This window comes from Gordonia sp. SL306 (assembly GCF_026625785.1).
GTDB lineage: Bacteria > Actinomycetota > Actinomycetes > Mycobacteriales > Mycobacteriaceae > Gordonia.
Genome location: NZ_CP113063.1, coordinates 2,495,592 through 2,519,535, shown reverse-complemented (window position 1 = coordinate 2,519,535; position 23,944 = coordinate 2,495,592). Strand labels below are relative to the sequence as shown.

25 protein-coding genes are annotated in these 23,944 nt (G+C 68.3%); 13 read left to right on the top strand and 12 right to left on the bottom strand.

Annotated elements, in window-relative coordinates; genetic code table 11:
- The first annotated feature begins 78 nt into the window (after positions 1-78).
- The 5 genes from OVA31_RS11525 to OVA31_RS11505 are packed head-to-tail and all read left to right on the top strand — an operon-like array spanning position 79 to position 4,023.
- Entirely contained in the window at positions 79-819 is a 741-nt protein-coding gene (locus tag OVA31_RS11525; protein ID WP_267631215.1) for a glycosyltransferase, read from the top strand.
- On the top strand, positions 816-1,868 hold the full coding sequence (locus tag OVA31_RS11520) for an acyl-CoA dehydrogenase (RefSeq protein WP_267631214.1): 1,053 nt from the start codon (positions 816-818) through the stop codon (positions 1,866-1,868). The genes OVA31_RS11525 and OVA31_RS11520 overlap by 4 nt, the downstream gene beginning before the upstream one ends.
- Positions 1,865-2,653 (top strand): PIG-L deacetylase family protein, encoded by a 789-nt coding sequence (locus tag OVA31_RS11515; protein WP_267631213.1) that lies wholly within the window; start codon positions 1,865-1,867, stop codon positions 2,651-2,653. The genes OVA31_RS11520 and OVA31_RS11515 overlap by 4 nt, the downstream gene beginning before the upstream one ends.
- Positions 2,650-3,297: a class I SAM-dependent DNA methyltransferase gene (locus tag OVA31_RS11510; protein ID WP_267631212.1), complete on the top strand. Its 648-nt coding sequence runs from the start codon at positions 2,650-2,652 to the stop codon at positions 3,295-3,297. The genes OVA31_RS11515 and OVA31_RS11510 overlap by 4 nt, the downstream gene beginning before the upstream one ends.
- Before the next feature lie 51 nt (positions 3,298-3,348).
- A complete protein-coding gene (locus OVA31_RS11505; RefSeq protein ID WP_267631211.1) occupies positions 3,349-4,023 on the top strand; it encodes a GAF and ANTAR domain-containing protein in 675 nt (224 codons plus the stop codon).
- A 16-nt stretch (positions 4,024-4,039) separates the two neighbouring features.
- Here OVA31_RS11505 and OVA31_RS11500 read toward each other — a convergent pair whose 3' ends face one another.
- Positions 4,040-5,482, bottom strand: a complete 1,443-nt coding sequence (locus OVA31_RS11500; protein WP_267631489.1) for a SpoIID/LytB domain-containing protein — start codon at positions 5,480-5,482, stop codon at positions 4,040-4,042.
- 331 nt (positions 5,483-5,813) lie between these two features.
- Here OVA31_RS11500 and OVA31_RS11495 point away from each other — a divergent pair, with 331 nt between their 5' ends.
- Positions 5,814-7,061, top strand: a complete 1,248-nt coding sequence (locus OVA31_RS11495; protein WP_420714172.1) for a peptidoglycan recognition protein — start codon at positions 5,814-5,816, stop codon at positions 7,059-7,061.
- A gap of 115 nt (positions 7,062-7,176) precedes the next feature.
- Here the strand turns inward: OVA31_RS11495 and OVA31_RS11490 are convergent, their stop codons facing one another.
- Genes OVA31_RS11490 through OVA31_RS11480 form a run of 3 tightly spaced genes read right to left on the bottom strand, consistent with a single transcriptional unit; the run spans position 7,177 to position 9,602 of the window.
- The gene (locus OVA31_RS11490; RefSeq protein WP_267631209.1) at positions 7,177-8,034 is read right to left on the bottom strand and encodes an HAD family hydrolase; all 858 of its coding nucleotides are present in this window, start codon (positions 8,032-8,034) and stop codon (positions 7,177-7,179) included.
- The gene (locus OVA31_RS11485) at positions 8,031-8,804 is read right to left on the bottom strand and encodes a lysophospholipid acyltransferase family protein (RefSeq protein ID WP_267631208.1); all 774 of its coding nucleotides are present in this window, start codon (positions 8,802-8,804) and stop codon (positions 8,031-8,033) included. Before OVA31_RS11485 ends, OVA31_RS11490 begins: the two co-directional genes overlap by 4 nt.
- A 27-nt stretch (positions 8,805-8,831) precedes the next feature.
- Positions 8,832-9,602: a lysophospholipid acyltransferase family protein gene (locus OVA31_RS11480; RefSeq protein ID WP_267631207.1), complete on the bottom strand. Its 771-nt coding sequence runs from the start codon at positions 9,600-9,602 to the stop codon at positions 8,832-8,834.
- 94 nt (positions 9,603-9,696) lie between these two features.
- Between OVA31_RS11480 and OVA31_RS11475 the strand changes: the two genes are divergently transcribed.
- Positions 9,697-11,277: a Rieske 2Fe-2S domain-containing protein gene (locus tag OVA31_RS11475; protein ID WP_267631206.1), complete on the top strand. Its 1,581-nt coding sequence runs from the start codon at positions 9,697-9,699 to the stop codon at positions 11,275-11,277.
- Between the two features lie 103 nt (positions 11,278-11,380).
- Positions 11,381-11,956, top strand: coding sequence for a TetR/AcrR family transcriptional regulator (locus tag OVA31_RS11470; RefSeq protein ID WP_267631205.1), 576 nt, complete (start codon positions 11,381-11,383; stop codon positions 11,954-11,956).
- Between the two features lie 205 nt (positions 11,957-12,161).
- Here OVA31_RS11470 and OVA31_RS11465 read toward each other — a convergent pair whose 3' ends face one another.
- The 3 genes from OVA31_RS11465 to serS are packed head-to-tail and all read right to left on the bottom strand — an operon-like array spanning position 12,162 to position 15,312.
- Entirely contained in the window at positions 12,162-13,028 is an 867-nt protein-coding gene (locus OVA31_RS11465; protein WP_267631204.1) for a hypothetical protein, read from the bottom strand.
- A gap of 60 nt (positions 13,029-13,088) precedes the next feature.
- Entirely contained in the window at positions 13,089-14,027 is a 939-nt protein-coding gene (locus tag OVA31_RS11460; RefSeq protein WP_267631203.1) for an EamA/RhaT family transporter, read from the bottom strand.
- A gap of 28 nt (positions 14,028-14,055) precedes the next feature.
- The gene (gene serS / locus OVA31_RS11455; RefSeq protein WP_267631202.1) at positions 14,056-15,312 is read right to left on the bottom strand and encodes a serine--tRNA ligase; all 1,257 of its coding nucleotides are present in this window, start codon (positions 15,310-15,312) and stop codon (positions 14,056-14,058) included.
- A 135-nt stretch (positions 15,313-15,447) separates the two neighbouring features.
- On the opposite strand from serS, the gene OVA31_RS11450 reads away from it, so the two are divergent.
- Positions 15,448-16,380, top strand: coding sequence for an SGNH/GDSL hydrolase family protein (locus tag OVA31_RS11450; protein WP_267631201.1), 933 nt, complete (start codon positions 15,448-15,450; stop codon positions 16,378-16,380).
- 92 nt (positions 16,381-16,472) lie between these two features.
- Here OVA31_RS11450 and OVA31_RS11445 read toward each other — a convergent pair whose 3' ends face one another.
- Positions 16,473-16,904: an ankyrin repeat domain-containing protein gene (locus tag OVA31_RS11445; RefSeq protein WP_267631200.1), complete on the bottom strand. Its 432-nt coding sequence runs from the start codon at positions 16,902-16,904 to the stop codon at positions 16,473-16,475.
- 106 nt (positions 16,905-17,010) lie between these two features.
- On the opposite strand from OVA31_RS11445, the gene OVA31_RS11440 reads away from it, so the two are divergent.
- Positions 17,011-18,231: a septum formation family protein gene (locus OVA31_RS11440; RefSeq protein ID WP_267631199.1), complete on the top strand. Its 1,221-nt coding sequence runs from the start codon at positions 17,011-17,013 to the stop codon at positions 18,229-18,231.
- A gap of 4 nt (positions 18,232-18,235) precedes the next feature.
- Entirely contained in the window at positions 18,236-18,586 is a 351-nt protein-coding gene (locus OVA31_RS11435) for a metallopeptidase family protein (RefSeq protein ID WP_267631198.1), read from the top strand.
- Positions 18,587-18,603: 17 nt separating this feature from the next.
- On the opposite strand, the gene OVA31_RS11430 is transcribed toward OVA31_RS11435, so the two are convergent.
- Together OVA31_RS11430 and pheA are read right to left on the bottom strand one after the other, a co-directional pair.
- The gene (locus OVA31_RS11430) at positions 18,604-19,266 is read right to left on the bottom strand and encodes a histidine phosphatase family protein (RefSeq protein ID WP_267631197.1); all 663 of its coding nucleotides are present in this window, start codon (positions 19,264-19,266) and stop codon (positions 18,604-18,606) included.
- Positions 19,266-20,207: a prephenate dehydratase gene (gene pheA, locus OVA31_RS11425; RefSeq protein ID WP_267631196.1), complete on the bottom strand. Its 942-nt coding sequence runs from the start codon at positions 20,205-20,207 to the stop codon at positions 19,266-19,268. The genes OVA31_RS11430 and pheA overlap by 1 nt, the downstream gene beginning before the upstream one ends.
- A gap of 128 nt (positions 20,208-20,335) precedes the next feature.
- Between pheA and OVA31_RS11420 the strand changes: the two genes are divergently transcribed.
- Together OVA31_RS11420 and OVA31_RS11415 are read left to right on the top strand one after the other, a co-directional pair.
- A complete protein-coding gene (locus tag OVA31_RS11420; protein ID WP_267631195.1) occupies positions 20,336-21,091 on the top strand; it encodes a DUF2470 domain-containing protein in 756 nt (251 codons plus the stop codon).
- A gap of 32 nt (positions 21,092-21,123) precedes the next feature.
- Complete coding sequence (locus OVA31_RS11415) at positions 21,124-21,933, top strand: CPBP family intramembrane glutamic endopeptidase (protein ID WP_267631194.1); 810 nt, start codon at positions 21,124-21,126, stop codon at positions 21,931-21,933.
- A gap of 9 nt (positions 21,934-21,942) precedes the next feature.
- Here the strand turns inward: OVA31_RS11415 and OVA31_RS11410 are convergent, their stop codons facing one another.
- Positions 21,943-22,644 carry a DUF4873 domain-containing protein gene (locus OVA31_RS11410; RefSeq protein ID WP_267631193.1) on the bottom strand — a complete coding sequence of 234 codons (702 nt, stop codon included), beginning with the start codon at positions 22,642-22,644 and terminating at the stop codon, positions 21,943-21,945.
- Positions 22,641-23,564, bottom strand: coding sequence for an AurF N-oxygenase family protein (locus OVA31_RS11405; protein ID WP_267631192.1), 924 nt, complete (start codon positions 23,562-23,564; stop codon positions 22,641-22,643). The genes OVA31_RS11410 and OVA31_RS11405 overlap by 4 nt, the downstream gene beginning before the upstream one ends.
- Positions 23,565-23,944: the final 380 nt, after the last annotated feature.

The window sequence follows — 23,944 nt, the reverse complement described above, 5'->3', positions numbered from 1 at the left end:
CCGAACACGAGTATTCTCGACCCATTCGGCCTGCAGCCATCGGGCCTGGACATCCAGCGTTGAGTTCAGGGGCTGCTCGTGGTCGTTCTTCCCGTTTCCTCTCCCGGTCGACCTGCGCCCGACCGCGTCGTGGTGGTGGTCCCCGCGCACAACGAGGAGCGATTGCTGCCGGCTTGCATCGCCGCCCTCGACGACGCCACGAGCCGGGTCGCTGTCCCGGTCGAGCTCGTCGTCGTGCTCGACGCGTGTACCGACGGATCCGCCGGGCTGATCCCCGAGCATGTGACGACCGTCATCGGCACGGCTCGGTCGGTCGGGGCGGCGCGCCGGAGCGGGTTCGCGCCCTACCTGGACGTCCCGCACGCCCACCGGACCTGGTTCGCCACCACCGACGCCGATTCCGAGGTGCCACCCGACTGGCTCGCGACCCACCTCGACGTCGCCGGTCGCGGGGCCGATGCCTTCGTCGGGACGATCAGCCCGAAGAACTGGGACAGCTGGTCACCGCACACCGCGCTCATCTTCGGCGACCGCTACCTGCCCGGCGACGGGCACTTCCACGTCCACGGCGCCAACCTCGGTGTCCGCGCGGACTGGTACCGGAGGGTCGGTGGCTTCGCCGCACGCACCGGCGACGAGGACGTCGATCTCGTCCGGCGTCTGCGCGCCGCGGGTGCACGCATCGACCGGAGCGGGCGGTCGCCGGTGACCACATCCACCAGGGCCGTCGGCCGCACCGACGCCGGATTCGCCGCTTACCTGAATCGACTCGAGACCCTGGGCCGCCAGGACCCACCCGAGAGAAAGGTGTCACCGTGATCGTCGACGCTCCCGCACTCGCCTACCGCATCGTCACCGAGGGCGCGCTGGATGTCCCGTTACCGGGCCGTGGCGAGACCGCGGTTCGGTTGCGCACGCTTGCCGAATTCTGTCATCGCGACATCTCGGTGGGACGACTCGTGGAAGCCCACCTCGATGCCGACGCGATCCTCGCGGAGATCGTCGGTGAACGTGTCGGACCCGACGAGATGTGGGGCGTGTGGGCGGCCGAACCGCCCGAACCGCGGGTCAGCGCCGAGTACTGCTCAGGGCAGTGGTTGCTGTCCGGCGCGAAGCCGTGGTGTTCGGGCGTCGCGGCCTGTACGCACGCCCTCGTGACGGCAGACCACGGATCGGATCGTCGGCTGTTCGCGATCGACCTGCGGCAGCCGGCCGTGCGCGCCGAGCGCGGGGGCTGGGCCGCCGCCGGGATGCGGGCCACCGAGACCGGTACCGCCCGCTTCGACCGGGCGGTCGCGCGCCCGATCGGCGAGCCCGGTCAGTATCTGAGCCGTCCGGGCTTCTGGCACGGCGGCATCGGTGTCGCGGCGTGTTGGCTCGGTGGGGCCCGCAAGGTCGCCGGGGTTCTCTATCAGCGGGCGGGACGGCGCGACGGTGCACACCACGCCGACGACCTCACCCTGATGCACCTCGGCGCGGTCGACGCGATGCTGGCCGGCGGCCGGTCGATGCTCGAGCAGGCGGCGACGACCGTCGATGCCGCGCCCAAGGATGCGGTGGCCGCGCGCCTGACCGCCCACCAGGTGCGATGGGGCGTGGAACAGATCGCCACCGCCGTCATCGACCGGGTCAATCGCGCGCTCGGCCCCGGGCCCCTCGTCCACGACCGCGAACACTCGCGTGCCGTCGCGGACCTCGCCGTCTACATCCGCCAGTCGCATGCCGATCGAGATCTCGTGGAGCTGGGCAGGCTCGCGGTCGAGCGGCACGACTCGGACGAGCAGCCACCGTCGTCGACGGTGCCCGGGAACAGCGACGGGACCTCGACGGTCGTCCCTCGCCCGATCCCGACAGAGATCCTGCGATGAACTCGGCGGGACCCGCACCGGGCGCGGCCGAGGGCCTGTCGGTGAGGCCGGTGTGCACCGACGGCACGCCGGAGGAGCAGTGGCAGCGCTGGCTGCAGGAACGCGCGCCGTGGCCGCCCCTGGAGCTCGACGTCGAGCGCCTGGTGGTGCTGGGCGCTCATCCCGACGACGAGGTGCTCGGAGCGGGCGGGATCATGGCGTCCGCCGCGGTCGCGGGGATCGAGGTGGTGGTCGTCTGCATGTCCGACGGCAGCGGCTCACACCCGGGCTCGCGGACCCTCACCCCCGAACAGCTGGCGACCCGCCGCCACGTCGAGCTGGAGACCGCGACCGCACTGCTGGGCCTGGCCACACCGCGCTGGTTCGGATTGCGCGACGGCGGGCTCACCGAACAGGCGCACACGATGGCAGGCATCGTGGACGCCGTCCTCGACGACGGGCCCGACGTCGCGACCGGCCTGCTGTCGGTGTGGTCGAGGGACGGACATCCCGATCACGATGCGGTCGGCCGCTGCGCGATCGAGGTCGCCCGGCGTCGACGTCTGCCGCTGTGGATGTATCCGATCTGGATGTGGCACTGGGCGGCGCCCGGTGACTCGTCGGTGCCGTGGGACCGCGTGCGAGTCCAGCGCCTCGACCCGGAGGTGCTCGCCGTGAAGCATGCCGCCATCCGCTCCTTCGACACCCAGATCAACCCGCTGTCACCCGACCCGGCCGATGCCGCCATCCTGCCGCCGCATGTCCTGGCGCACCTCACCCGACCATGGGAGTTCGTGATCGTATGACCGGCCAGCCAGCCCCATTGACACCATCACCGGCTTCACAGCCGCTGTCCGACAACTACTTCCACGACATGTACGCCGCCGCCAACGATCCGTGGGGCTTCAGCGAGCGCTGGTACGAACGCCGCAAGTACGCGCTAACCCTCGCGTCGCTGTCGTCGGAACGGTACCGCCGAGCCTTCGAACCGGGCTGCTCCATCGGGGTGCTCAGTGCCGAACTCGCCCTCCGCGCCGACCACCTCGTGTGCATGGATCTCAGCCCCCGGGCGACCGAACTCGCGAGGCAACGCCTGGCCCGGCACACCGGCCACGTGGAGGTCGTGACGGGCAACTTCATCGTCGACTGGCCCGACGGCGAATTCGACCTGATCGTGCTCAGCGAGATCCTCTACTACCTCACGCCGACTCAGCTCGACGACCTCATCCGGGGGCTGCCCCGTTCGCTCTCGCCGGATGGCGAGGTCGTCGCCGTACACTGGCGTCACACAGTTTCCGAGTACCCGCAGTCCGGGGACGATGTCCACGATCGTCTGCTCGCCTCGGATCTCGTCCATTCCGCGGGCTACCGCGACACAGATCTTCGACTTGATCTGTTCGGACGAGAGCCGAGACGGTCGATCGCCGAACGCGAGGACCTCGTAGGCTGATCGAGTCCGTTTCAGTACCCGGCCTGGCCGGGAATGGCGCCGAGGAGCGGCATGAATTCCGAAAAGACCGTCCGGATGGCCGAGATCGTCCGGGAACTACGGATGGAGAGCACCGACACCGAATCGGTGCTGCGGGGAATCTCGAAGACGGCGGTCGGGTCGGTCCCCGGCGCCGAGTACGCCAGCGTCACCATGGTGACCAAGGGGCAGATCGAGACACCCGTGATCGTCGGTGATCTCGCAGGCAAGTCCGACGCCGTGCAGCGTGAACTCAACGAAGGGCCGTGCGTGCGGTCCGCGGTCGACGACGTCACGATCATCATCGACGACATGAGTCGCGAGCAGCGGTGGCCGCGATTCGCCCCCGCCGCGTCCGAACTCGGTATCGGATCGATGGTCTGCCTCTGCCTCTACATCGACGGCCGCGACTTCGGCGCGCTCAATCTGATCAGCACCGCGACCCATGCCTTTGGCCCGGAATCCGTCTCGGTCGGCGAACTGTTCGCCGCGCACTGTGCCACCGCATTCTCCGCGGTCCGAGAGAAGGAGCAACTGCGGGCGGCGCTCAGCTCGCGCGACATCATCGGCCAGGCCAAGGGGATGATCATGGAGCGCTACCGGATCGACGCCGACGAGGCCTTCCGTCTGTTGTCGCGCCTGTCGCAGGACGGCAACATCAAACTCGTCGAGGTGGCCACCCGGATCGTCGAGTCGGGGCCCGAGTAGTCGGTCGGGCCACGGATCAGCGCAGGACGTCAGAACGCGGGAATCCCACCACCGGTTGACCGCCGCGGACCAGATAGTCCGCGAGTCCCTTGCCGATCAGTGCGTGCGCACCCGTCTGCTCGCTGAACAACATCAGCCCTCGCTGGAAGAGCTGGATGACGCCTGCGCCGTCGGGGGTCAGGTTCGGTACGCCGATCGCCTGGCCGAGCGGGCCGGTGACGCCGCCGAGGTCGTCGAACTTGCCGTTCAGCGCAGAGGTGCCGATGGAGAGCAGCTGGGACGAACCCGGAATCAGCTTGTCGGGTAGCGAGCTGAGGCTGCCGAGGTCGAGCGAACCGCCGCCCGGACCGTCGGGGCCGGTCGGGGGTTTGACGATCTTCGGTTTGGCCACCTGCCCCTGCACCGCGAACCAGGATGACTTGAGTTTGAGCATGGTGCGCGCTTCTTCGCCCGAAACCTCTCGGGTACCCGACGAGCCGACCGCACGGACCTTGACCGCGCGACCGTTCTCCGGCCCGAGCCCGTTCGCCTCGACGACATCGAGGCTTCGCAGTGCACCCACGCCGAACGCGGCGCCGACACTGCCTGCGTTCACCGTCGCCGTCCAGTTCCGGTTCGGCGACGCCGAATCGCCGTCGTCACGCACCGCAGGGAATCGGCCACCAGCCGTGTACCCGCCGGTGGACGAGGAGAATTCGGTGAAGGCCGGTTGTCCGCCCTGGCGCAGGATCTGTCCGGCGGTCGCGTCGGCGGCGCGGTTGGTGCGCGGGTCCTCGCTCGCTACGGCGCCGTAGACCTGGGAGTTCTGGGTGTCGTCGATCTTCTTGCCCCCGGCGATGGCCGCCAGGGCATAGGTGCGCGCGGCGACGGCCTGCGCCTTGAGCGCCTCGGCACCTCCGGCGTCGGCCCATCCCGGCGAACTCTCCTTGGGGATCACGCCTTTGACATAGTCGTCGATGTGGAGGCGGTTCACGACCCGGCCGCCGTCGAAGCCGAGCGCACCGCGATAGGCCTGGTTCGATCCGCACATCTTGAGGAATTCGTTGCCCGGTCGGCTCGGCCCCATGTTGATCGGCTCCACGGACGGCGCGGTCACCGTCCGTACCGGTCCACCACCACAGCCGGTGGTGATGGTGGCGGTGTTCCCGGACAAGCTGACCGCCTGCCCGGGAGCCACCATTTGGCCACCGACTCGCATACCGGCGTCCGCGTGCACATTCACCGAGTTCTTGCCGGTCAGGATGACCGAGATCTCGGGCCTGTCCACCTTCCCCGCGGTGGTGCCGCCGTAATAGTGGCGCAAAATCTGTTGTGCCGACCAGCCTTTGCGGGCGTAGCCGAACGCACCCCACTGTCCCATCCCGCGTCCGTGCCCGAGACCGTGCCCGATGAGGGTGATCTGCGATCCGGCCGTGAGCGCGATGTCGTCCGACGACCTCTTCGCCTCGTTGACCACCATCAGGCCCCCGGCGATCAACACAGGCGCCAGCCCGATCGCAGCAAAGGACAGCGATCGGGTTCGGGCGTGCCGAGGGCGTGCTCTGACCAACGTCTTCCGAAGACCTTCCGTGCGGCTTGGACTGCTTCGTACGTGTATGGAGTGCGTGTTACTGGTGTGACTGTTGTGACCCTAGTGAACTATCCGACGAATCATCAACCCCAGGAGATAACAACCGCATCACGAGTTTCACAGACTCGGCGCGCGGCGTGGACGGTGCACCCGCCCGCCGACACGATGGCGAACCATGCGCCGCCCACGTCTCAGCAGATCCCGCCCCAGACCCTCGATCGTGCTCGCCTCCGTGGCCGCGGCAATCGTCGCGAGTCCGTTCGCCGTCGTCATCGCCGGGTCGGACCCGCGCCCGACCGACCGCCACCGCGACATCCCGACGACGAGCATCGACGAGCTCGGCCTGGCCGACGTACCGTCGGCGGTTCTCGACATCGCGGAATCGGGGCTCGCCGCAGCCGGAATCCGACTTCCTGCGCCCGATCCGGCACTCCCGATGCCGGCCACCGACGATCGACCGGTCGGCGCGGCCGTCAAACACATCGTCGGGGACAAACCCCTGAAGATGGTCGCGCTCACCTGGGATCGCGCTGTCGATGCGTCGATACTGTTGCGCGCCAAGCACTCCGACGGTGACTGGGGAGACTGGACGAAGCTCGAACCGGTCGAGACCGCGGGCGCGCCGTCTCCCGAGAACCCGACCGGTACCGAGCCCGTGTGGGTGGGCGACGCCCGCGAGGTCCAGGTGGCCGTGACCGACGACGGGCTCGCCATCCCCGCGGCCCAGGCGCCCGGCGGTGGACTCGTCGAGTGGGGCATCGGCACCGCGAGTGCCGTGGTCGAGAAGCTGCTGACCACCGCGATGTCGGCCATGACGGCGACGCTGATCAGCCCGGAGAGCCTGCTGTCGCTGGGCTCCTCGCTGTTGACCCCGCTGCTCGGCGGTCCGTCGGTGGTCGCCCGCGCGCAATGGGGGGCCGACGAGTCGATCCGGTGTTCGCAGCCGGCCTATTCACCCGCGGCGCGAGCGGCCATCGTGCACCACACCGCGGGCAGCAACGACTACACGCCCGAGCAGTCCGCGGAGATCGTGCGCGGTATCTATGCCTATCACGCACGCACTCTCAACTGGTGCGACATCGGCTACAACGTGCTCGTCGACAAGTACGGACAGATCTTCGAAGGAGCGTTCGGCGGGCTCGACCGCAACGTCGAGGGCACCCACACCGGCGGCTTCAACAAGGCGACGGTCGGCGTCTCGATGATCGGCAACCTCGACCAGGTCGCACCCACCCCCGCGATGATCTCGTCGGTCGCGCGGTTCCTCCGCTGGCGGCTCGGCAAGGCAGGCGTGAACGGCCTGGGCAGCTCCCAGCTCACCGCGGAACCGTTCACCGACAGCAAGTTCCCCGCCGGAGCGGTCACCAGCCTGCCGGCGATCAGCGGGCACCGGGACTACAACAACACCAGTTGCCCAGGCGAACTGGGCTATGGCGCACTGACCGCCATCCGATCCATGGCCGGTTAGTCCCCACCCCCAACCCCCCTCCGCAGCCGCGACGGTTCTTGGCAGCCGCGCCCCCATTTGGGCGTCGCGGATGACGGAAACCGTCGCGGCTGCGGAGGGGGGTTGTTGGGGTGGGTTAGGCGAACCAGCGCTCGAGGATTCGGGCGACGCCGTCGTCGTTGTTGGTCATGGCGACCTCGTCGGCGGCCGCGAGCGCCGCCGGGTGCCCATGCGACATCGCGACACCGTGATGGGCCCAGCTGAGCATCTCGACATCGTTGGGCATGTCCCCGAACGCGATGGTCGAGGTGTCGCGCAGGCCGGCGAGGCCGACGAGATCCCGGAGCCCCGCGGCCTTGTGGGTGTCGGGCATGGACAACTCGATCAGCCCGTTGTCGGTGGAGAACGTGATCTGGGCGAGACCGCCGATCGCGTCACGCAGACGGGCCGCCATCTCGTCGCTGCGCATGTCTGGTTGCCGGACAAGGAGTTTCACTGCCGGTTCGGCGTACACCTCGTCGTCCCCGACCTCGATGTGGTCCGGGTTGAGCCACGCGTGCCGGTACCCGGAGGTCGCGACGAACGGAAGCGTCGCGGCGTCGTGAGCCGACCGACCGGCGCGCTCGGCCGCGATGCCGCAGCCCGGGATCTGCCGATAGGCGCGCTCGACCAGTTTCTCCAACGTGTCGGAATCCAGTGTCGCCGCGGAGATCACCCGATCGTGCGCGACGTCGTAGAGGATGGCACCGTTCGCACACACCGCGTAGCGGACCTGCGCAGCGGTTCCCTCGAACTGGTCGGTGATCTCGGCGATCCAGCGGGGTGGCCGGCCGGTGGCCAGCACGAACTCGACCCCGGCGTCGACCGCACGGCCCACAACCTCGATGGTCCGGTCGGACACGCGGTTGCGGTCGTCGATCAACGTACCGTCGACGTCGGTCGCGATCAGTGTGGGCGGACCGAATCCCTTGGAAACCAGATCATCTCGGGTCACTGCCCACCACGCGCTTTCTCTGCTCGCGCGGCCGCCTTCGCGGCGGCCTCGGCATCTTCGATCACATGCGCCTCCTCAGGCGTCGGCGCGGAACCGCCCAGTCTCGACGGCACCCAGAAGGCGTCCGCCGGGTGCGGTCCGTACGCGTCCTGCACCTCGTGCAGGAGGGTGGTCATCGTCTCCTTGAGCCGCGCGGTCGCCTCTTCCGGGCCTTCATCGGGCCGGACCGTCAGCGGCTCGCCGTACCGCACCGACACCGGGAGATGACTGCGGCCCATCTCTCGGGAACCGGTCTTCGTCTTCGTCCACTGCCGATGTGCGCCCCACACGATCGACGGCACGATGGGGACCTGCGCCTCGACGGCCATCCGAACGGCGCCGGTCTTGAACTCCTTCAGCTCGAAGCTGCGGCTGATGGTCGCCTCGGGGTACACGGCGACGATCTCGCCCTCCCGCAGCCGCGACACCGCCGCCCGGTATGCCTCCGCACCCACCGAGCGGTCCACCGGAACCGTTTTCGTGTGGTTCACCAGAAATCGCATGATCGCGATGTCCATCACCTCGGACTTGATCATGTATCTGGTGCGGCGGCCCGCCCGGTACATCCCCAGGGCGGCGGGCAGGAAGTCGGTGTAGGCGGTGTGGTTGACGGTCAGCACCGCACCCCCGGCCCTCGGGATGTTCTCGAGCCCCGAGAATCGCAGGTCGAGCCCCTGCGCCCGGACCAGGCCGTGCGCGATGATCTCGAGCGTCCGGTAGACCGGTTCCATGACGGCAAGCCTATCTGGCGCGAATGATCAGGATTCCGCGTCCGGTGCGTCCCGTTGCGCCCGCTTGGCGGCCTTCGCCGCCTGCTCCTCGGCGTCCATCCGGTTGGCCTCCTCGAGCGTCGGGGCCGAGCCACCAAGCCGCGCGGGCACCCAGTACTCGCCCTGGGGATGTTCGCCATAGGCATCCTGCAGTTCGAGCAGCTTCTCGCCCATCACCTTGTGGAGGCGGGCGGTGATCTCCTCGGCGCTGCCCACCGGTTCGACGGGTTCGGCCACGCCGATCATGATCTTGGCGCCGCTGCGGCCAAGGTTCTTCGGATGCCCCTTCGTCCACACCCGCTGCGCTCCCCAGATGACCGTCGGAATGATGGGGGCATCGGCCTCGAGGGCCATGCGGGCCGCTCCGGACTTGAACTCCTTCAGCTCGAAACTGCGGCTGATGGTCGCCTCCGGGTACACCCCGACGAGTTCACCGCGCTTCAGATAGTCCACCGCGTCCCGGTAGCTCTGCGCGCCGCTCCCGCGGTCGACCGGGATGTGCTTGAGTGCACGCATGATCGGTCCGGAGATCTTGTTGTCGAAGACCTCTTTCTTCGCCATGAAACGGACCTTCCGGCGATGCTGCAGGAATGCCGGGATTCCCGCGTAGGTGAAGTCCATGTAGCCGGTGTGGTTGATCGCCACCACACCCGGTCCGTCCTTCGGCACGTTCTCGACGCCGGACACCGTGAACTTCAGCCCCTCGGCCAGCCACAACAGTCGTGCGGTCGTGATCACAGCGTCGTAGACGGGTTCCATGCGTCGAGCTTAGGTCATCGTCGAGGGGCTACCCTGAAGGCCGATTTGTTCTCGGACCATCCCCGCTCGGTCCGAGTGCTCAGGAGGCGAGAAGTTGCAGATCACCAGCATCGGACATGCCGGTTTCCACATCCGGACCAGCGCCGGTTCCATCCTGTGCGATCCGTGGGTCAACCCTGCGTATTTCGCGTCGTGGGTGCCGTTCCCGGACAACTCCGAACTGGATTGGAAGTCGCTGGGCGACTGCGACTATCTCTACGTCTCACACCTGCACCGCGACCATTTCGACGAGCGCAATCTCCGCGAGAACGTGAACAAGGACGCCACCGTCCTGCTGCCCGACTATCCGGTGCCCGATCTGCGCCGCGAGCTCGAGGAGCTCGGCTTCCATACCTTCGTGGAGACCGAGGACTCCGTGAAGACGACGGTCACCAACGACAAGGGTTCGCTGGATGTGATGATCATCGCACTGCGAGCACCCGCCGACGGCCCGATCGGCGACAGCGGGCTGATCGTCTCCGACGGTGAGACCACCTGCTTCAACATGAACGACGCACGCCCGATCGACCTCGATGTGATCGACGAGGCGTTCGGCCACGTCGACGTCCATCTCCTGCAGTACTCGGGCGCGATCTGGTACCCGATGGTCTACGACATCCCGCGCAAATCGAAGGCCAACTTCGCGGCGCAGAAGCGACAGCGCGGCATGGACCGGGCGCGGTCCTACATCGAACAGGTCGGGGCGAGCTGGGTGGTCCCGTCGGCCGGGCCACCGATGTTCCTCGACGACGATCTGTTCGGTCTGAACGACTTCGGCTCCGGCGTCGACGGTGCGGACGAGACATCGATCTTCCCGGACCAGGAGACCTTCCTGGAACAGATGCGGATTCACGGCACCGACGACGGCGAACGCCACCGCGGCCTGATGATGGTGTCCGGGTCGGTCGCCGAGTTCACCGGCCCGGCGCTGAACGAGGTCTCGCATCCCTATGCGCCGAATGAGGTGTTCGGTGAGAACAAGCGGGCGTACCTCGAGCGGATGAAGGAGAAGTTCGCGCCGGTCATCGCCGCCGACAAGGCCACCTGGGCCGTCGACGACGGCGAGCCGCTGCTGCCCGCACTGCGGGAACTCTTCGAGCCGATCATGGCGCAGTCCGATCTCATCTGCGACGGCATCGGCTATCCGGTCGGCCTGGTGATGGACGACCAGACCGTGGTCCTCGACTTCCCGAACCGCATCGTCCGTGAGCCGAAAGAGGGAGAAGGAAAGTACCGCTACGGTTTTCGGATCGCACCGGAGCTGGTTCGGACCGTGCTCCGCGACGACGAACCCGACTGGGTCAACACGATCTTCCTCTCCACACGATTCACCACGTGGCGGATCGGCGGGTACAACGAGTACCTCTACACATTCTTCAAGTGCCTCAGCGACGAGCGGATTGCCTACGCGGACGGCTGGTTTGCCGAGGCACACGACGATTCGGCGTCGATCACCAAGGACGGCTGGGAACTACAGCGCCGCTGCCCGCACCTGAAGGCCGACCTCTCCAAGTTCGGCGTGATCGAGGGCGAGAAGCTGACGTGCAATCTGCACGGTTGGCAGTGGGACCTGCCGAGCGGCCGGTGCCTCACATCCAAGGGGCACGAGTTGCGCGCCCAACGGCTCGACGGCTGAGCCTCGCGAGCCGAGACGGCAGAATCCGGGAAACCCAGTGGCACAACGCTCTTACCGCGGCCGCACAGTAGAGGAACGGCAGTCCGAACGCCGGGACAGGTTCATGTCCGCTGCGCTCGACGTCTTTGGTACCAGCGGCTACGACCGCGGTACCGTGTCCGCCATCTGCGCCGCCGCCAAGTTGTCCCGCAGGCAGTTCTACGAACTGTTCGACACCCGTGAAGACCTGCTGATCGCGGCCTACGACATGATCCACGGCGAGGCGCGCACCGCCGTCCTGGAGGCGTTCGCCGAGATCGACGAGGTGGATGCCGGGATCGAGGACCGGACCCGCGCGGCCGTGGGGGCGTTCTTCGACTCGGTCGCGACGGATCCACGTCGCATGCGGATCGCGTTCGTCGAGGTCGGCGGCGTGAGCAGTCGGGTCGAGGGTCACCGCGTGCAGGCCCGGGGACAGTGGACCGAGTTCTTCTCTGCGGCGGCCGCCGAGTTCACCGGATTGTCGGAGTCGGAGTTCGGGTTCACCTACGAGGCCGCCGCGTTCATCGGCGCACTGACCGAGGCCGGGCATCTCTGGGCGAGCAGCGAACATCGGCCCGACCGGGACACCGTGGTGGAGATGCTCGTCGGCATCATCCTGTCGTTTGCCGCGGGCCGGTCCACGCCGAAAGACCTCTGACGCAGCAATTGCCCACGTTGACCTGCCGTGCTACCTTCTGCGCAATGTGGAACCCGGTGTTCTCACATTGCCGGCTTCGCTGGTGACCACGGCGTGCCGTCCCGTCTGATCGCGGGAGGTCATGTCGGTCTGGGGGTCACCGGAGCGGTGCTCGGAGATCACTTCGGCGCCGCTCCGGTGGCGGACTTGTCACATCTTCCTTCTCTCATCCCTGCGGAACCGCAGGCGACGACGCCACGGTGACCGCACCCGCGACCGCGGCGACGAATGCGATGGCGGCCACCGGCCCCCACCCGGCCCGCGTGGTGTCGCCGAGCAACGCGATGCCCACCGCACCCGGCACCACCGTCTCCCCGACCACGAGTGCCGCGGCGGCACCGTTGACCGAACCGGTCTGCAACGCCACGGTGAACAGGTAGAACCCGCCCACACCGCACAGGACGATCGCGTACGCGGCCGGATCGGTGAGCAGGTCGCCGACGGAGAACGGATCGATCCCGTGCACTATGCGGACGGCGACAGCCATCAGCCCGAAGACGACACCGCCGAGCAGCCCGGCGACCACCGCGATGCGGGCTCCCATCACCCCGACGATCGCCTGGCCGCCGACGATGAGCACGATCCCGAGGATCAGCACCGTCCAGTGCAGCCACGCCCCGTCGTGGCCGTGACCCTCGTCTGCGGAGGCCAGCGCGAGCACGACCAGCGCGACGATCACGACCGCGATGGCGACCTGGTCGCGGGTGCGTAGGCGGACATGAAGGATCACGGTCGCCAGGATCGCCGTCACGACGAGGTTCGCGCTGACGATCGTCTGCGCGAGGAACAACGGGATCTCTCGCGCCGCGACGAGATTGCCGACGAATCCGATGCCGTCGAAGACCAGACCGGCCAAGAACGAGACCGTGAGCATCGCGGTCACCGTCGACCGCAGGCTGGGAGCGTGGGACTGTCCGGATTCGTCCGTGTCCACTGTCGGGTCCGCCACGCTCTGGGCGCCCCGGGCCTGCAGGACGGATGCGGTTCCGTAGCCGAGCGCGGCGACGACGGCGGCGACGATGCCGATGATCATCGGATCAGTATGTCCCGTTCCGGCACGTGCGACGTCGGACTCGACGCGCTGCCACCGGGGTCACCGCTGCCGATCGACCTCACGCTGGGTACGGCCGTAGCCCCGGGGCATGTTCGTGACGTCGGCGGATTCGACCGCCGTGACCGCCCCCGAAGAGGCGAGAACGACCCCACCCCCGACCGCGGCGGCGAAGGCGACGATCGCGACCGGACCCCAGCCCGCGCGCGTCACATCGCCCAGCAGCAGGATGCCGACCAGGCCGGGAAGTACCGTCTGGCCCACCACCAGGGCGGCGGCCGCACCGTTGACCGAACCCGTCTGCAACGCGACGGTGAACAGGTAGAAGCCGCAGATCCCGCTGAACAGCAACCCGTAGAGCGCCGGGTCGGTGAACAGGGTGCCGGGATGGAAGGGGTCGAGGCCGTCGAGGATGCGTGATGCCACTGCCATGACGCCGAAGACCGCACCGGCGATCAGTCCGGTGGCGGCGGCGATGTGTTTGTGCATCACGCGCATGACGACGATGCCGAGTCCGAACAAGATCGGGCCGGCCACCAGGACCGCCCAGTGCATCCAGCGGGCGTCGTCGACCCCCTCTCGACCGGCCGACACCGCGAGCAGCACGAGTGACGCGATCACCACCGTTCCGGCGAGCCAGTCCCGCATGGTCAGCGACACGTGCAGGACGACCATCGCCAGCAACGCGGTCGCCACGAGTCGCGCCGAGATGATGGTCTGCGACAGGAACAACGGGATCAGCCGGGCCGACAGGATGGTGGAGATGAACCCGACGATGTCGAAGACGAACCCGATCAGGAACGGCACCGTGAGCATCGTCGCGACGGTTGACCGAAGCGACGGATGGGATTTCGACGATTTCCGGCGTTCTTCCCGGATCGCCGCACGCTGCGCGACCTGATCTGCCCCCAGCGCCTGCAACACTGCTGCCGCGGCGAACGCGAAGGAGCCGATCACCGCGATGACGATGCCCGTGGTCATCCGAGGGTGGCTATTGGCGTGTGCCGGATCATTTGGGCTCGAGCACGTCGGTGCCCACGAACCGTGCGAGCTCCGGCGGGAGCTTCACCGAGCCGTCGGGCTGCTGGTGATTCTCCAGGATCGCGACGATCCAGCGGGTGGTCGCGAGGGTGCCGTTCAGCGTCGCCGCGATCTGCGGTTTGCCGTTCTCGTCGCGGTAGCGAATGGACAGTCGCCGCGCCTGGAAGGTCGTGCAGTTCGACGTCGAGGTCAGCTCGCGATAGGTGTTCTGCGTCGGCACCCATGCCTCGCAGTCGTACTTGCGGGCGGCCGACGAGCCGAGATCTCCACCGGCGACGTCGATCACCCGGTACGGCACGTCGATGGCGGCGAGCATGTCCCGCTCCCAGCCGAGCAGCTTCTGATGCTCGGCCGCGGCGTCCTCGGGCCTGCAGTAGATGAAGCCCTCGACCTTGTCGAACTGATGGACCCGGATGATGCCTCGGGTGTCCTTGCCGTAGCTGCCGGCCTCCCGACGGAAACAACTCGACCAGCCCGCATAGCGTTTCGGCCCGTTGGCCAGATCGATGATCTCGTCCGAGTGGTAGCCGGCCATCGGCACCTCCGACGTCCCGACCAGATAGAGGTCGTCGTCCGCGAGGTGATAGACCTCGTCGGCGTGGGCGCCGAGAAAACCGGTGCCGCCCATGATCTCCGGCCGCACCAGCACCGGCGGGATCATCAGGGTGAAGCCGTTCGCCACCGCCTTCTGCGCGGCCATGTTCAGCAGTCCGAGCTGGAGCAGGGCGCCCTGACCGGTCAGGAAGTAGAAGCGTGAGCCGGACACCTTGGCCCCGCGCTCCATGTCGATGAGCCCCAGCGACTCCCCGAGCTCCAGGTGGTCCTTCGGGTCGTCGATCGTGCGCGGTTCACCGACGTGCTCGAGCACCACGTAGTCGTCCTCGCCACCGGCAGGCGCGCCGTCCTCGACGAGGTTGGAGATCGCACGGTGCGCGGCCGTCGCCGCCTCGTCGGCCGCATGCTGGCGGCCGACCGCAGCCTTCACCTGCTCGGCGAGGTCCTTGCCCTTGGCCAGCAGCGCGGCCTTCTCGTCACCTTGAGCCTTGCCGACCTGCTTGCCGAGCGCCTTCTGCTCGGACCGCAGCGTGTCGGCCTCGACGATGGCCGACCGTCGCGTGGTGTCGGCGTCGAGCAGGGCGTCGACCAGGCCGGGATCCTCGCCCCTCGTCCGCTGCGAGGCTCGCACGAGGTCGGGGTTCTCACGAAGAATCTTGAGGTCGATCACGTATGAAACCCTACTTGAGGTGTGGTTGCGCCCGTAACGGAGTCGCACCGCCCACCGATCCTCATCACGACACCTCGCGCCCCGCACTCGCCCGGCGCTCCTCCGGTTCTGCCCGGTCCGGAAAGGACTCCCCTCATGCACGTGACCCGTGCGTTCGTCACGCGCGCCGCGACCGTCGCGGCTTCTCTGGTGACCGTCGCGATCGTCGCCGCGGGTATGGCGGTCGTCGAGCTGAGCAGTCCCGACGTGGAGGCATCTGCGGCGCGCGCCGAGCGCCCGGCGTCTGCCGGGCGTCCCGCGGTGAGGTATGTGGCATTGGGGAGTTCGTACGCGGCCGGTCCGGGCGCCACCCGGCTGGTGGACCGACGGTGCCTGCGGACCGCGGACAATTACCCGCATCAGGTGGCCGCCGCCCGCGGCCTGTCGCTCACCGATGTCACCTGTTCCGGGGCGACCACGGCGAACATTCTCCGTACCCCGCAGTCGCCGTACGCCGACGTCCCGCAGATCACCGCGGTCACCCCGGACACCGATCTGGTCACCGTCACCATCGGCGGGAACGACCTGAGCTACATCAGTCGCGTCGCCGCCCAGGGCTGCGCGAACACGGTCGCCAATCTGGCGCGCGACAGCGTGATCAGCGGTTGCCGCGCCGGCGCACGGGTCCGGCCGGAGCCATCTGCCGACGCCTACACGGCGGTCGAGCACGCGATCGTCGAGATCGTCTCGCAGGTACGGTCCCACGCACCGCATGCCAAGGTGGTGATCGTCGACTATCCGCCTCTGATCGATCCGCATGCACCGCAGTGCAGTCGGATTCCGTTGACCGCCGACGAGGCCGCCGAGACCGTCCGCGTCCACGACGGCCTGGTCGCCGCGACCGCGCGCGCCGCCCGCATCTCCGGGGCCGCGCTGGTGACCGCGTCGAAGACCGGTGCCGCGCACACGGCGTGCTCGTCGCAACCGTGGCTGTCGGGTTTCGAGCCGCCCGCGCCGTACCATCCGACGGAACTCGGCAAATCGGGTGTCGCACAACTGGTTCTGCGGGTGCTGAACCGGGCGGGCTGAGGGGTGGGGATCTCGATACGCGTCTCGATACGCCACTCGCAAGCTCGCGGCTACTCGACCGGCGGTTGGGCTCGCGGCTACTCGACCGGCGGTTACTCGACCGGGCGCTCCCAGTATCGGAGGTAGTCGGTGCGGCCGAACATCTGGGCGGCGTCGTGCGCCGACGGCGTTCCCGCATGCGGGTCGGCACCGGCCCGGACCAGAAGCTCCACCACATCGTCGTGGCCCTTGAACACCGCACCGGCCAGCGGCGTCTGTCCCTTGTCGTTGGCGACGTCCGCGTCCGCGCCGTGGTCGAGCAATGCGGTCACCGCGGGCCCCGAGCCGTGGTAGGCGGCGAGCATCAGCAACGAATCCCCCGCCTGGTTCCGCAGATCGGCGGGCACACCGGCCTCCAGGTAGGCCCGCAATGTCTCGGCATCGCCTGCCCGGGCCATGTCGAAGAGTCGACCGGCCAGTTCGGCGACGTCGTCGGGGACCTCGGCGCCGGTCTCGTTCGGGTGGTCGGGGTTGTCGGGGGTCACGGGCGCGAGTCTAGTGGCGCAATTCCGGCACCAGGCGATCGTCGCCGCTCGGCAGCGGAACGGCGGGGGTACTACGCCCTCCCGACAACAGGCATGATGGATCCCGATGAACGACGACGACCCCACCCCCGACGACGCCGACGACTGGGTGCGCCTACCCGGCGACGACGACACCGATCGTGTGGAAGTCGTCGACCCTTCCCCAGGTGAGGGCCGCTCGACCGGTGCCGACGCCGACCAGGACGAAGCGACGAAACCGAGCGGGTGGCTCACCACCATGCTGGCCCACCCCACGCGCGTGGTGTTGTCGGCGGTGGTGATCGGCGCGATCGTGGCCGGCGGGATCGCGCTCGCGATGGGGGTCTTCAATGACAGCGGCAGCGTTGGCGGGACCGACATCGGCGAGAACGAACGGATCGCCCAGAACGCCTTCACGAAGTCGGTGACCGGGGACTGCCTCGATTGGCCCGCCGGTGACCCCGGCAACCCGAGCAAGGTCGGCTGCGATCAGAAACACCGGTTCGAGGTCGCCGGACCGCTGGACACCGCGGTGCTGCCCGGCTCCGAGTTCGGCGAATCCGCCGTGTGGCCGGGTACCGAACGATTCGCCGCGATCCGCGACGAGCAGTGCCCGGTGATCGTCGACCAGTACCTGGACGGACGGCTCGATCCGCAGGGACGGTTCTCGGTCGGCATGATGTACCCGTCGCAGGTGCAGTGGGACAAGGGCGCCCGCGAACTGCGCTGCGGGGTCCAGCAGACCGGCAAGGACGGTGCACCGGAACAGTTCGTCGGCCGGGTCGCCGACCAGGATCAGTCCTTCCAGTGGCCTGCCGGCACCTGCATCGGGATCGACCGGGCCACCAGGAAGCCGACCGGGACCACGGTCAACTGCACCGAGGCACACGCGTTCCAGACGACTGGCACGGTCTCCCTCGCGCCGCGGTTCGGGGATCGGCTCTCGGGCAAACCGTGGCCCGCCGCCCAACAGCAGAACGACTACCTGCAGTCCATCTGCCCGGTCCAGGCGAACAGATTCCTCGGCGGCAAGAACAAGCTGGATGCGACCACCCTGAACGTGCAGTGGTCGGTGCTGTCGGAGCCGAGTTGGCTCGCCGGCAGCCGAACGGTCGTCTGCTACCTGGGCCTTCCCGACGGCGGCGGGTTCGCCACGTTGGTCGGCGATGCCCGATCCACCCTGCTCATCAACGGCAAACTGCCCGTCCCGCCGCCGGCGGCTCCCCCTGGCCGGGCGTTGCCGACACCGGTTCCGCTGCCGCCCGGCGTGGAGCCCAATCCGATCGAGACGCCGGCCCCGGCCGGGTGACCTGATGCCGATCCGGATGTCCGACGACGAGTTCGACGGGCTGGTGTCCGACGCTCTCGACACCATCCCGTCGGAGCTGACCGACAACATGTCGAATGTGGTGATCCTCGTCGAGGCACACAACACCGAGGAGCCGACCATCCTCGGCCTCTATCACGGCGTCGCGCTCACCATGCGAGACCACGAATACGGCGGCTACCTGCCGGACACCATCACCATCTACCGCGAACCGATCCTCGCGATCTGCCGCGACCGGGACGAGGTGGTCCGGGAGGTCGCCGTGACCGTGATCCACGAGATCGCCCACCATTTCGGCATCGACGACGCCTGGCTGCACGCCAACGGCTGGGGCTGAGAGTTCCGGCTGAGCGATCAGCCCATCGGATCGGTCACGAGGGGTTCGTCGACTGTCGGACCGAACGGACCGGTGACCGCGCCCCAACGATGCAGCCGCCACAATCCGTCGACGTACTCGAGTTCGATGCTGCCGGTGTTCTGTAGATGCGTACTCGCGGCGAACGTCGGGTCGACACCGGCGAGCCGTGCCGCGATCAGCCGGATCGCAGCGCCATGACTGACCACATAGACATCGCGCTGATCGGGTCCGACCAGGTGCCGGCTGGTGAGATCGTCGATCACCGGCAGATAGCGTTCGTAGACCATCGCGAGTGATTCACCACCCGGGAGCCGCGCCTCGATGTCGCCCTGGTGCCAACGTTCCACGATGTCCTTGAACACGCCGTGGGCGTCGTCGTCGGAGCGGTCCTCGAGCTCGCCCACCTGGACCTCGTGGATGCCGTCGGCGACGTCGGGGGCGGTTCCCCACACCGATCCGATCAACTCCGCGGTCTGCTGGGCACGCCGCGCCACCGAACTGACCAGGACCACCCGATCGCCGGGCGTGTGCTCGAGCGCGAACCGCACGCCCTGGCGACCGCCGAAATCCGTGAGGCCGGCGCCGGGCAGCGCGGTGTCGAGCCGCCGCATCACGTTCGAGGTCGTCTCGCCGTGCCGGACCAGGTGCAGCCGCGTCACTACCGGACCTCCCCGCGCCGCAGGGCGGCGAACCAGGCCGCGCTGTCGGACGGATCCGGCGGCGGAGCCCCTGTTCCGCGATCGACCGGCCACGAGCCCAGGTAGACCACCCGCTCACACCGTCTGTACAGGGCGCGCAGCGCCTCGCCGACCGCGTCGTCGTCTAGATGGCCGACGGCATCGAGATAGAACCGGTAGGACCCCGGGACATCCCGCCGCGGACGGGACTCGATTCGGGTCAGATCGATTCCCCGCGAAGCGAATTCGTTCATCGCAGACATCAGGCTGCCCGGCACGTTCGGCAGGTCGAGGATCACCGACGTGCGGTCGGCGCCGGTCGCGGGCGGCGGCGGCGCCGGACGCCCGATCAGGAGGAATCGGGTGTAGGCGTCGTCGGCGTCGGCCACCCCGTCGGCAAGGGTCACCAGCCCCGACAGCCCGGCGGCCAGCGAGGTCGTCACCGCGGCATCGGCTCGTTGCGCCGCGACGTCGGCGGCGGCCGCCGCGTTCGATAACGCCGTCACGAATTGGGCGTTCGGATAGAGCTTCTCGACCGATTCACGCACCTGCGCAGCGGCTACCGGGTAGGCGGCGAGACTGCGCACCTCGGTGGCGGGGATCGGCGTGCGAGCGGCGATGGTGAACGCGACGTCGAGGACCACCTCGGCGAACACCTGCACGCGGCCCGAGGTGCCCGGATCGGGCGGGACCAGGGCATCCGCGGTGGCGGGAACGGCTCCCTCGACCGAACTCTCGATCGGAACGCATCCGTAATCGGCGACCGCCCCACGAACCATCTCGATGGTCGACGCCGGACTCTTCGCCGCGATCTTCTGCACGTCACCGGTCGTTCGCGGCAACGGCACGCCCGCGGCGAGCACTTTGTCGAGGGCGATCTCGGTGAAGGTCCCCGATGGCCCGAAATATGCGAACACTGACACGACAAGATCGTAGTCGAGGGGGCGCTCTGTCCGGTTCTTCTTCGGACCGGCCAGAACGAAACGTTGACGAGCAGCGCCCCGATCTCTTAGGTTAGGGTTACCTTCATTGATCGAGAGCGAGGGAGCGCATGACCCACGCAGTCACCGACCATCCGTCGGATGCCGAACTGATCCAGACCGCATGCCGGCGCGTGACCGGGGCGACCCTGGCCGTCGAGGGTGCCGAGACGGCGCCCGTCAACGTGATCCACCTGTTCGAGTCACAGGCCTTCGTGCTCGTCCCGACGGACGGCGAGGCGATGCTCCTCGCCCGCGACTGCCCCGACGGGCTCGCCGCGATGGTGGAGGTCACCGACTGCGCTCCCATCGATCTCCGCGAACGTGTGCGGTCGCTTGTCTGGCTGAACGGTCACCTGCACGCGGTCCCGTCGAACCTGGAACGCGACCTCGCGGTGGAGATCGCCGCCGAGCACCCCGACGACGGGCTCCTCGACATCGGCCACGGGCACTCGATGCTCCGCCTGCAGATCGACAGCGCGGTCATCGCGACGGCCTCGGGGGCCGCATCGGTCCCGGCCGCCGAGCTCGCCGGAGCGCTCCCCGATCCGTTCTGGGAGTACGAGAGCGACTGGATCGCCCACCTCGACGCCGACCACGCCGACGTGGTGGGGCAGCTGGCCCGAAAGCTACCGCGACAGCTGCGCACCGGACGTGTCCGTCCGCTCGGGCTCGATCGCTTCGGCATCCGGTTCCGCATCGAGGGCCCGACAGGCGATTCCGATGTCCGGTTGCCCTTCGCCCGGCCGGTCTCCGACGTCTACGAACTCTCCCAGGCGCTCCGCAACCTCGCGGGCTGCCCGTTCATCAACAGCCTGCCCGACTGACCGCTCCGGCGCGCACCCGTAAGCTGTGCGCCATGCGCGCCACGCTCCGATCGGTACTGACACCGGGGCGCCCGCGGACCGTCGAGGTCGTCACCGACCCAATCGAACGGCGGGCCATCGTCGTCGAACTGGTGATCGTCGGTGTGCTCACCTTCCTCTTCTCCGCCATCGCCGCCGCGCTCTCCCTCATCGAGGCACAGTTGTCGGGAGGGATCGGGAACTCCACCGTCGCACTGAATCCGTCGCGATCGGATCTCGGCTGGATCGACTTCGTGCGGCAGCTGATGAGCGCGATCCGACTGATTGCGATCGGCGCTCTCGGGATCTATCTCTTGTGGCGCAGCGGGATCGGCCTGAACCGGGTCGGACTCGGCCGATGGGCCCCGCGTCGCGACCTACCGGCAGGCCTCGGCCTCGCCGCGCTGATCGGATTGCCCGGCCTCGCTCTGGTCGCCATCGCCCGTGCGCTGGGGATGAACGCCCACCTGGTGCCGAGCGAGGTCGACGGCGTGTGGTGGCGCTGGCCGATCCTGATCCTGATCGCGATCGGGAACGCGGCGGCCGAGGAGATCATCGTGGTCGCCTACTTCATCACCCGGCTGCGGCAACTCGGCACGTCGGAGAACGCCTCCCTGGCCGCCAGTTCGGTGCTCCGCGGCGGTTATCACCTGTACCAGGGCGTCGGCGCGGGCCTCGGGAACATGGTCATGGGGCTGGTGTTCGGGCGGTTCTTCCAGATCACCTCACGCGTCTGGCCGTTGGTGATCGCACATGCGGTGATGGACGTCGTCGCATTCGTCGGATATGCGCTGCTCCACGACCATCTGAGCTGGGTGGGTTGATCCCGACCGTCAGATGGTGAGCGGCTCCAGCGGATACGGCGGCTCGCCCACACCGACGACCCGCACCGCGCCCGACGGCGTGACCTCGGCCAGGCGCGCGTCCACCGGTTCGCCATCCCCGATCGACACGGTCACGTGCTTCACCCGATCGTCCTTCCAGGTCCGCACTTCGGCGCCGAACGCCGTTCCGGCCCAGTGGTACAGGCCGTCGAGCGGATCCAGATACCCGGAGACGCGAAGGTGCGCCACGATCTCGTCACCGTCTGCCGAGAGCGTTGCGTCGCCGTCGAAGACGTCGTCGTCGATCGACTCGGTTCCGACCCAGTCGTAGTCGTCCGGACGGAAACCCCGCAGTCGCTTGCGGCGAGCACGCTCCGAACCAACTGCGGCCCACTCGTTCTCGATCGGACGCCGCACCACCACCGACCTCGCGCCGGAGACGACGAAATGCTCGACCAGATCGACGAGATAGCCGATCGACCGCTCATCGGTGAGAAAGAATTCTCCGGGGCGTCCTGCCGACGCGACCCCCAGATAGCCACCGTCCGGAGACGGCTCCTCGCGCACCGCGAGATCACCGGGCGCCGGATCGTCGACGACCTCGATCATCAGCCGTGACCGACCGATTCGCGTCTTGAACCGTCGGGCGAGCGGCCCACGCCCGATCACCGCGACCGACGTCGGCTCAGGGACCGCCGCCGGGACCGTCACAGGAATCCGCCACGACGCCAGCCGTACCGTGAGAGTCTGCTCATCAGCCCGGCACTCTCGAGAAATGCTGCGAGGGAGGCGAATCCGCGAACCTGCGCCTCGTGGAACCGTGGGTTGGCGCGGGCGGCGCGGGCCGCCGCCCGCCCATCGAGTCCGGCCCGGCGATACATCGCGGGGTTGGTGAAGAGCCGACGGAAGAGCACACCGGCGAAGGCGTGCCCGTTGGCCGCGACGAAGGTCTCCCAGCGGCCGCGGATCGGCTTGCGCCGCATGATCCCGTCGCGGGCGAACCCGATGTGCCGGGCCTCCTCCGCGACGTGCACCTGCATGAGACGGGCCACCAGGGGCTGCAGCCGTGGATCGTCGAGCATCTCGCGCTGCAGCGCGTCGAAGATCTCCTCGCCCACCAGTGCGGCCACCCACAGGAGGCTCCCGCGCAGTGCATGGGGCAGCAACGCCATCCCGACCCGCTCCAACCGGCGCATCTGGAACGGCCGGGCACCCGACCACTCGATGGCACGTCCGAACATCACCATGTGCCGACATTCGTCGCCCATCTCGGTCAGGGCGTAGTGCGTCGTCGGTGACGCGGGGTCGGCGACCATCAGCCTGGCGAGCAACGTGCGATTCAGCAGATTCTCGAACCAGATGCCGACCGAGAGGATGTTGGCCATCTCCTGTCGGGAGAGCTCGATGCGCTGCTGCGGCGAGAGTCCTTCCCAGATCTCGGTGCCGACCAGGCTGAGCACGCTGGGCGGCAGGAAGTAGCGCTCGGGTTCGGGCGCCCGATCCCAGTCCAGATCCACGACCGGCGCATACGACCGCTTCACGGAGCCGTTGATCAAGCGCCGCGAGACCGCCTCCCGGCCCGCGGTGTCACCGCGTACCTCCTGGGTCGTCGCCTGAGTCGTCGCGGTCACCGCACACCTCCCGGTCGTCCTGCCTGTGACCTCCGACACTAAGTAAGCAGACCGTATGTGTCAATACTCACTGTCACAGTTGTTGATGATGTTTTGTGGGATGGATCGCAGGCTGCCCTTCGACGGGCCGGTTCCCGATCGCCGATGCGTACATTGGTTGGGATGAATACGCCAGAGCCGCCGATGATGCGTCGGCGCGGCGCCCCTCCCGGGCCTGCGCCACGCTCCGGTGACCCTGCTCGACGAGCCGCCCCCGGCGGCCCCCCGCCCCGCCGCAACCCGGCGCCGCCTCCACCCCAGGGACCACCACCCCAGGCACCACGCCCTCAGCAGGCCCCACCACCGCCGGGCGCGCCCGAGCCCACCACCCACCTGCGCGA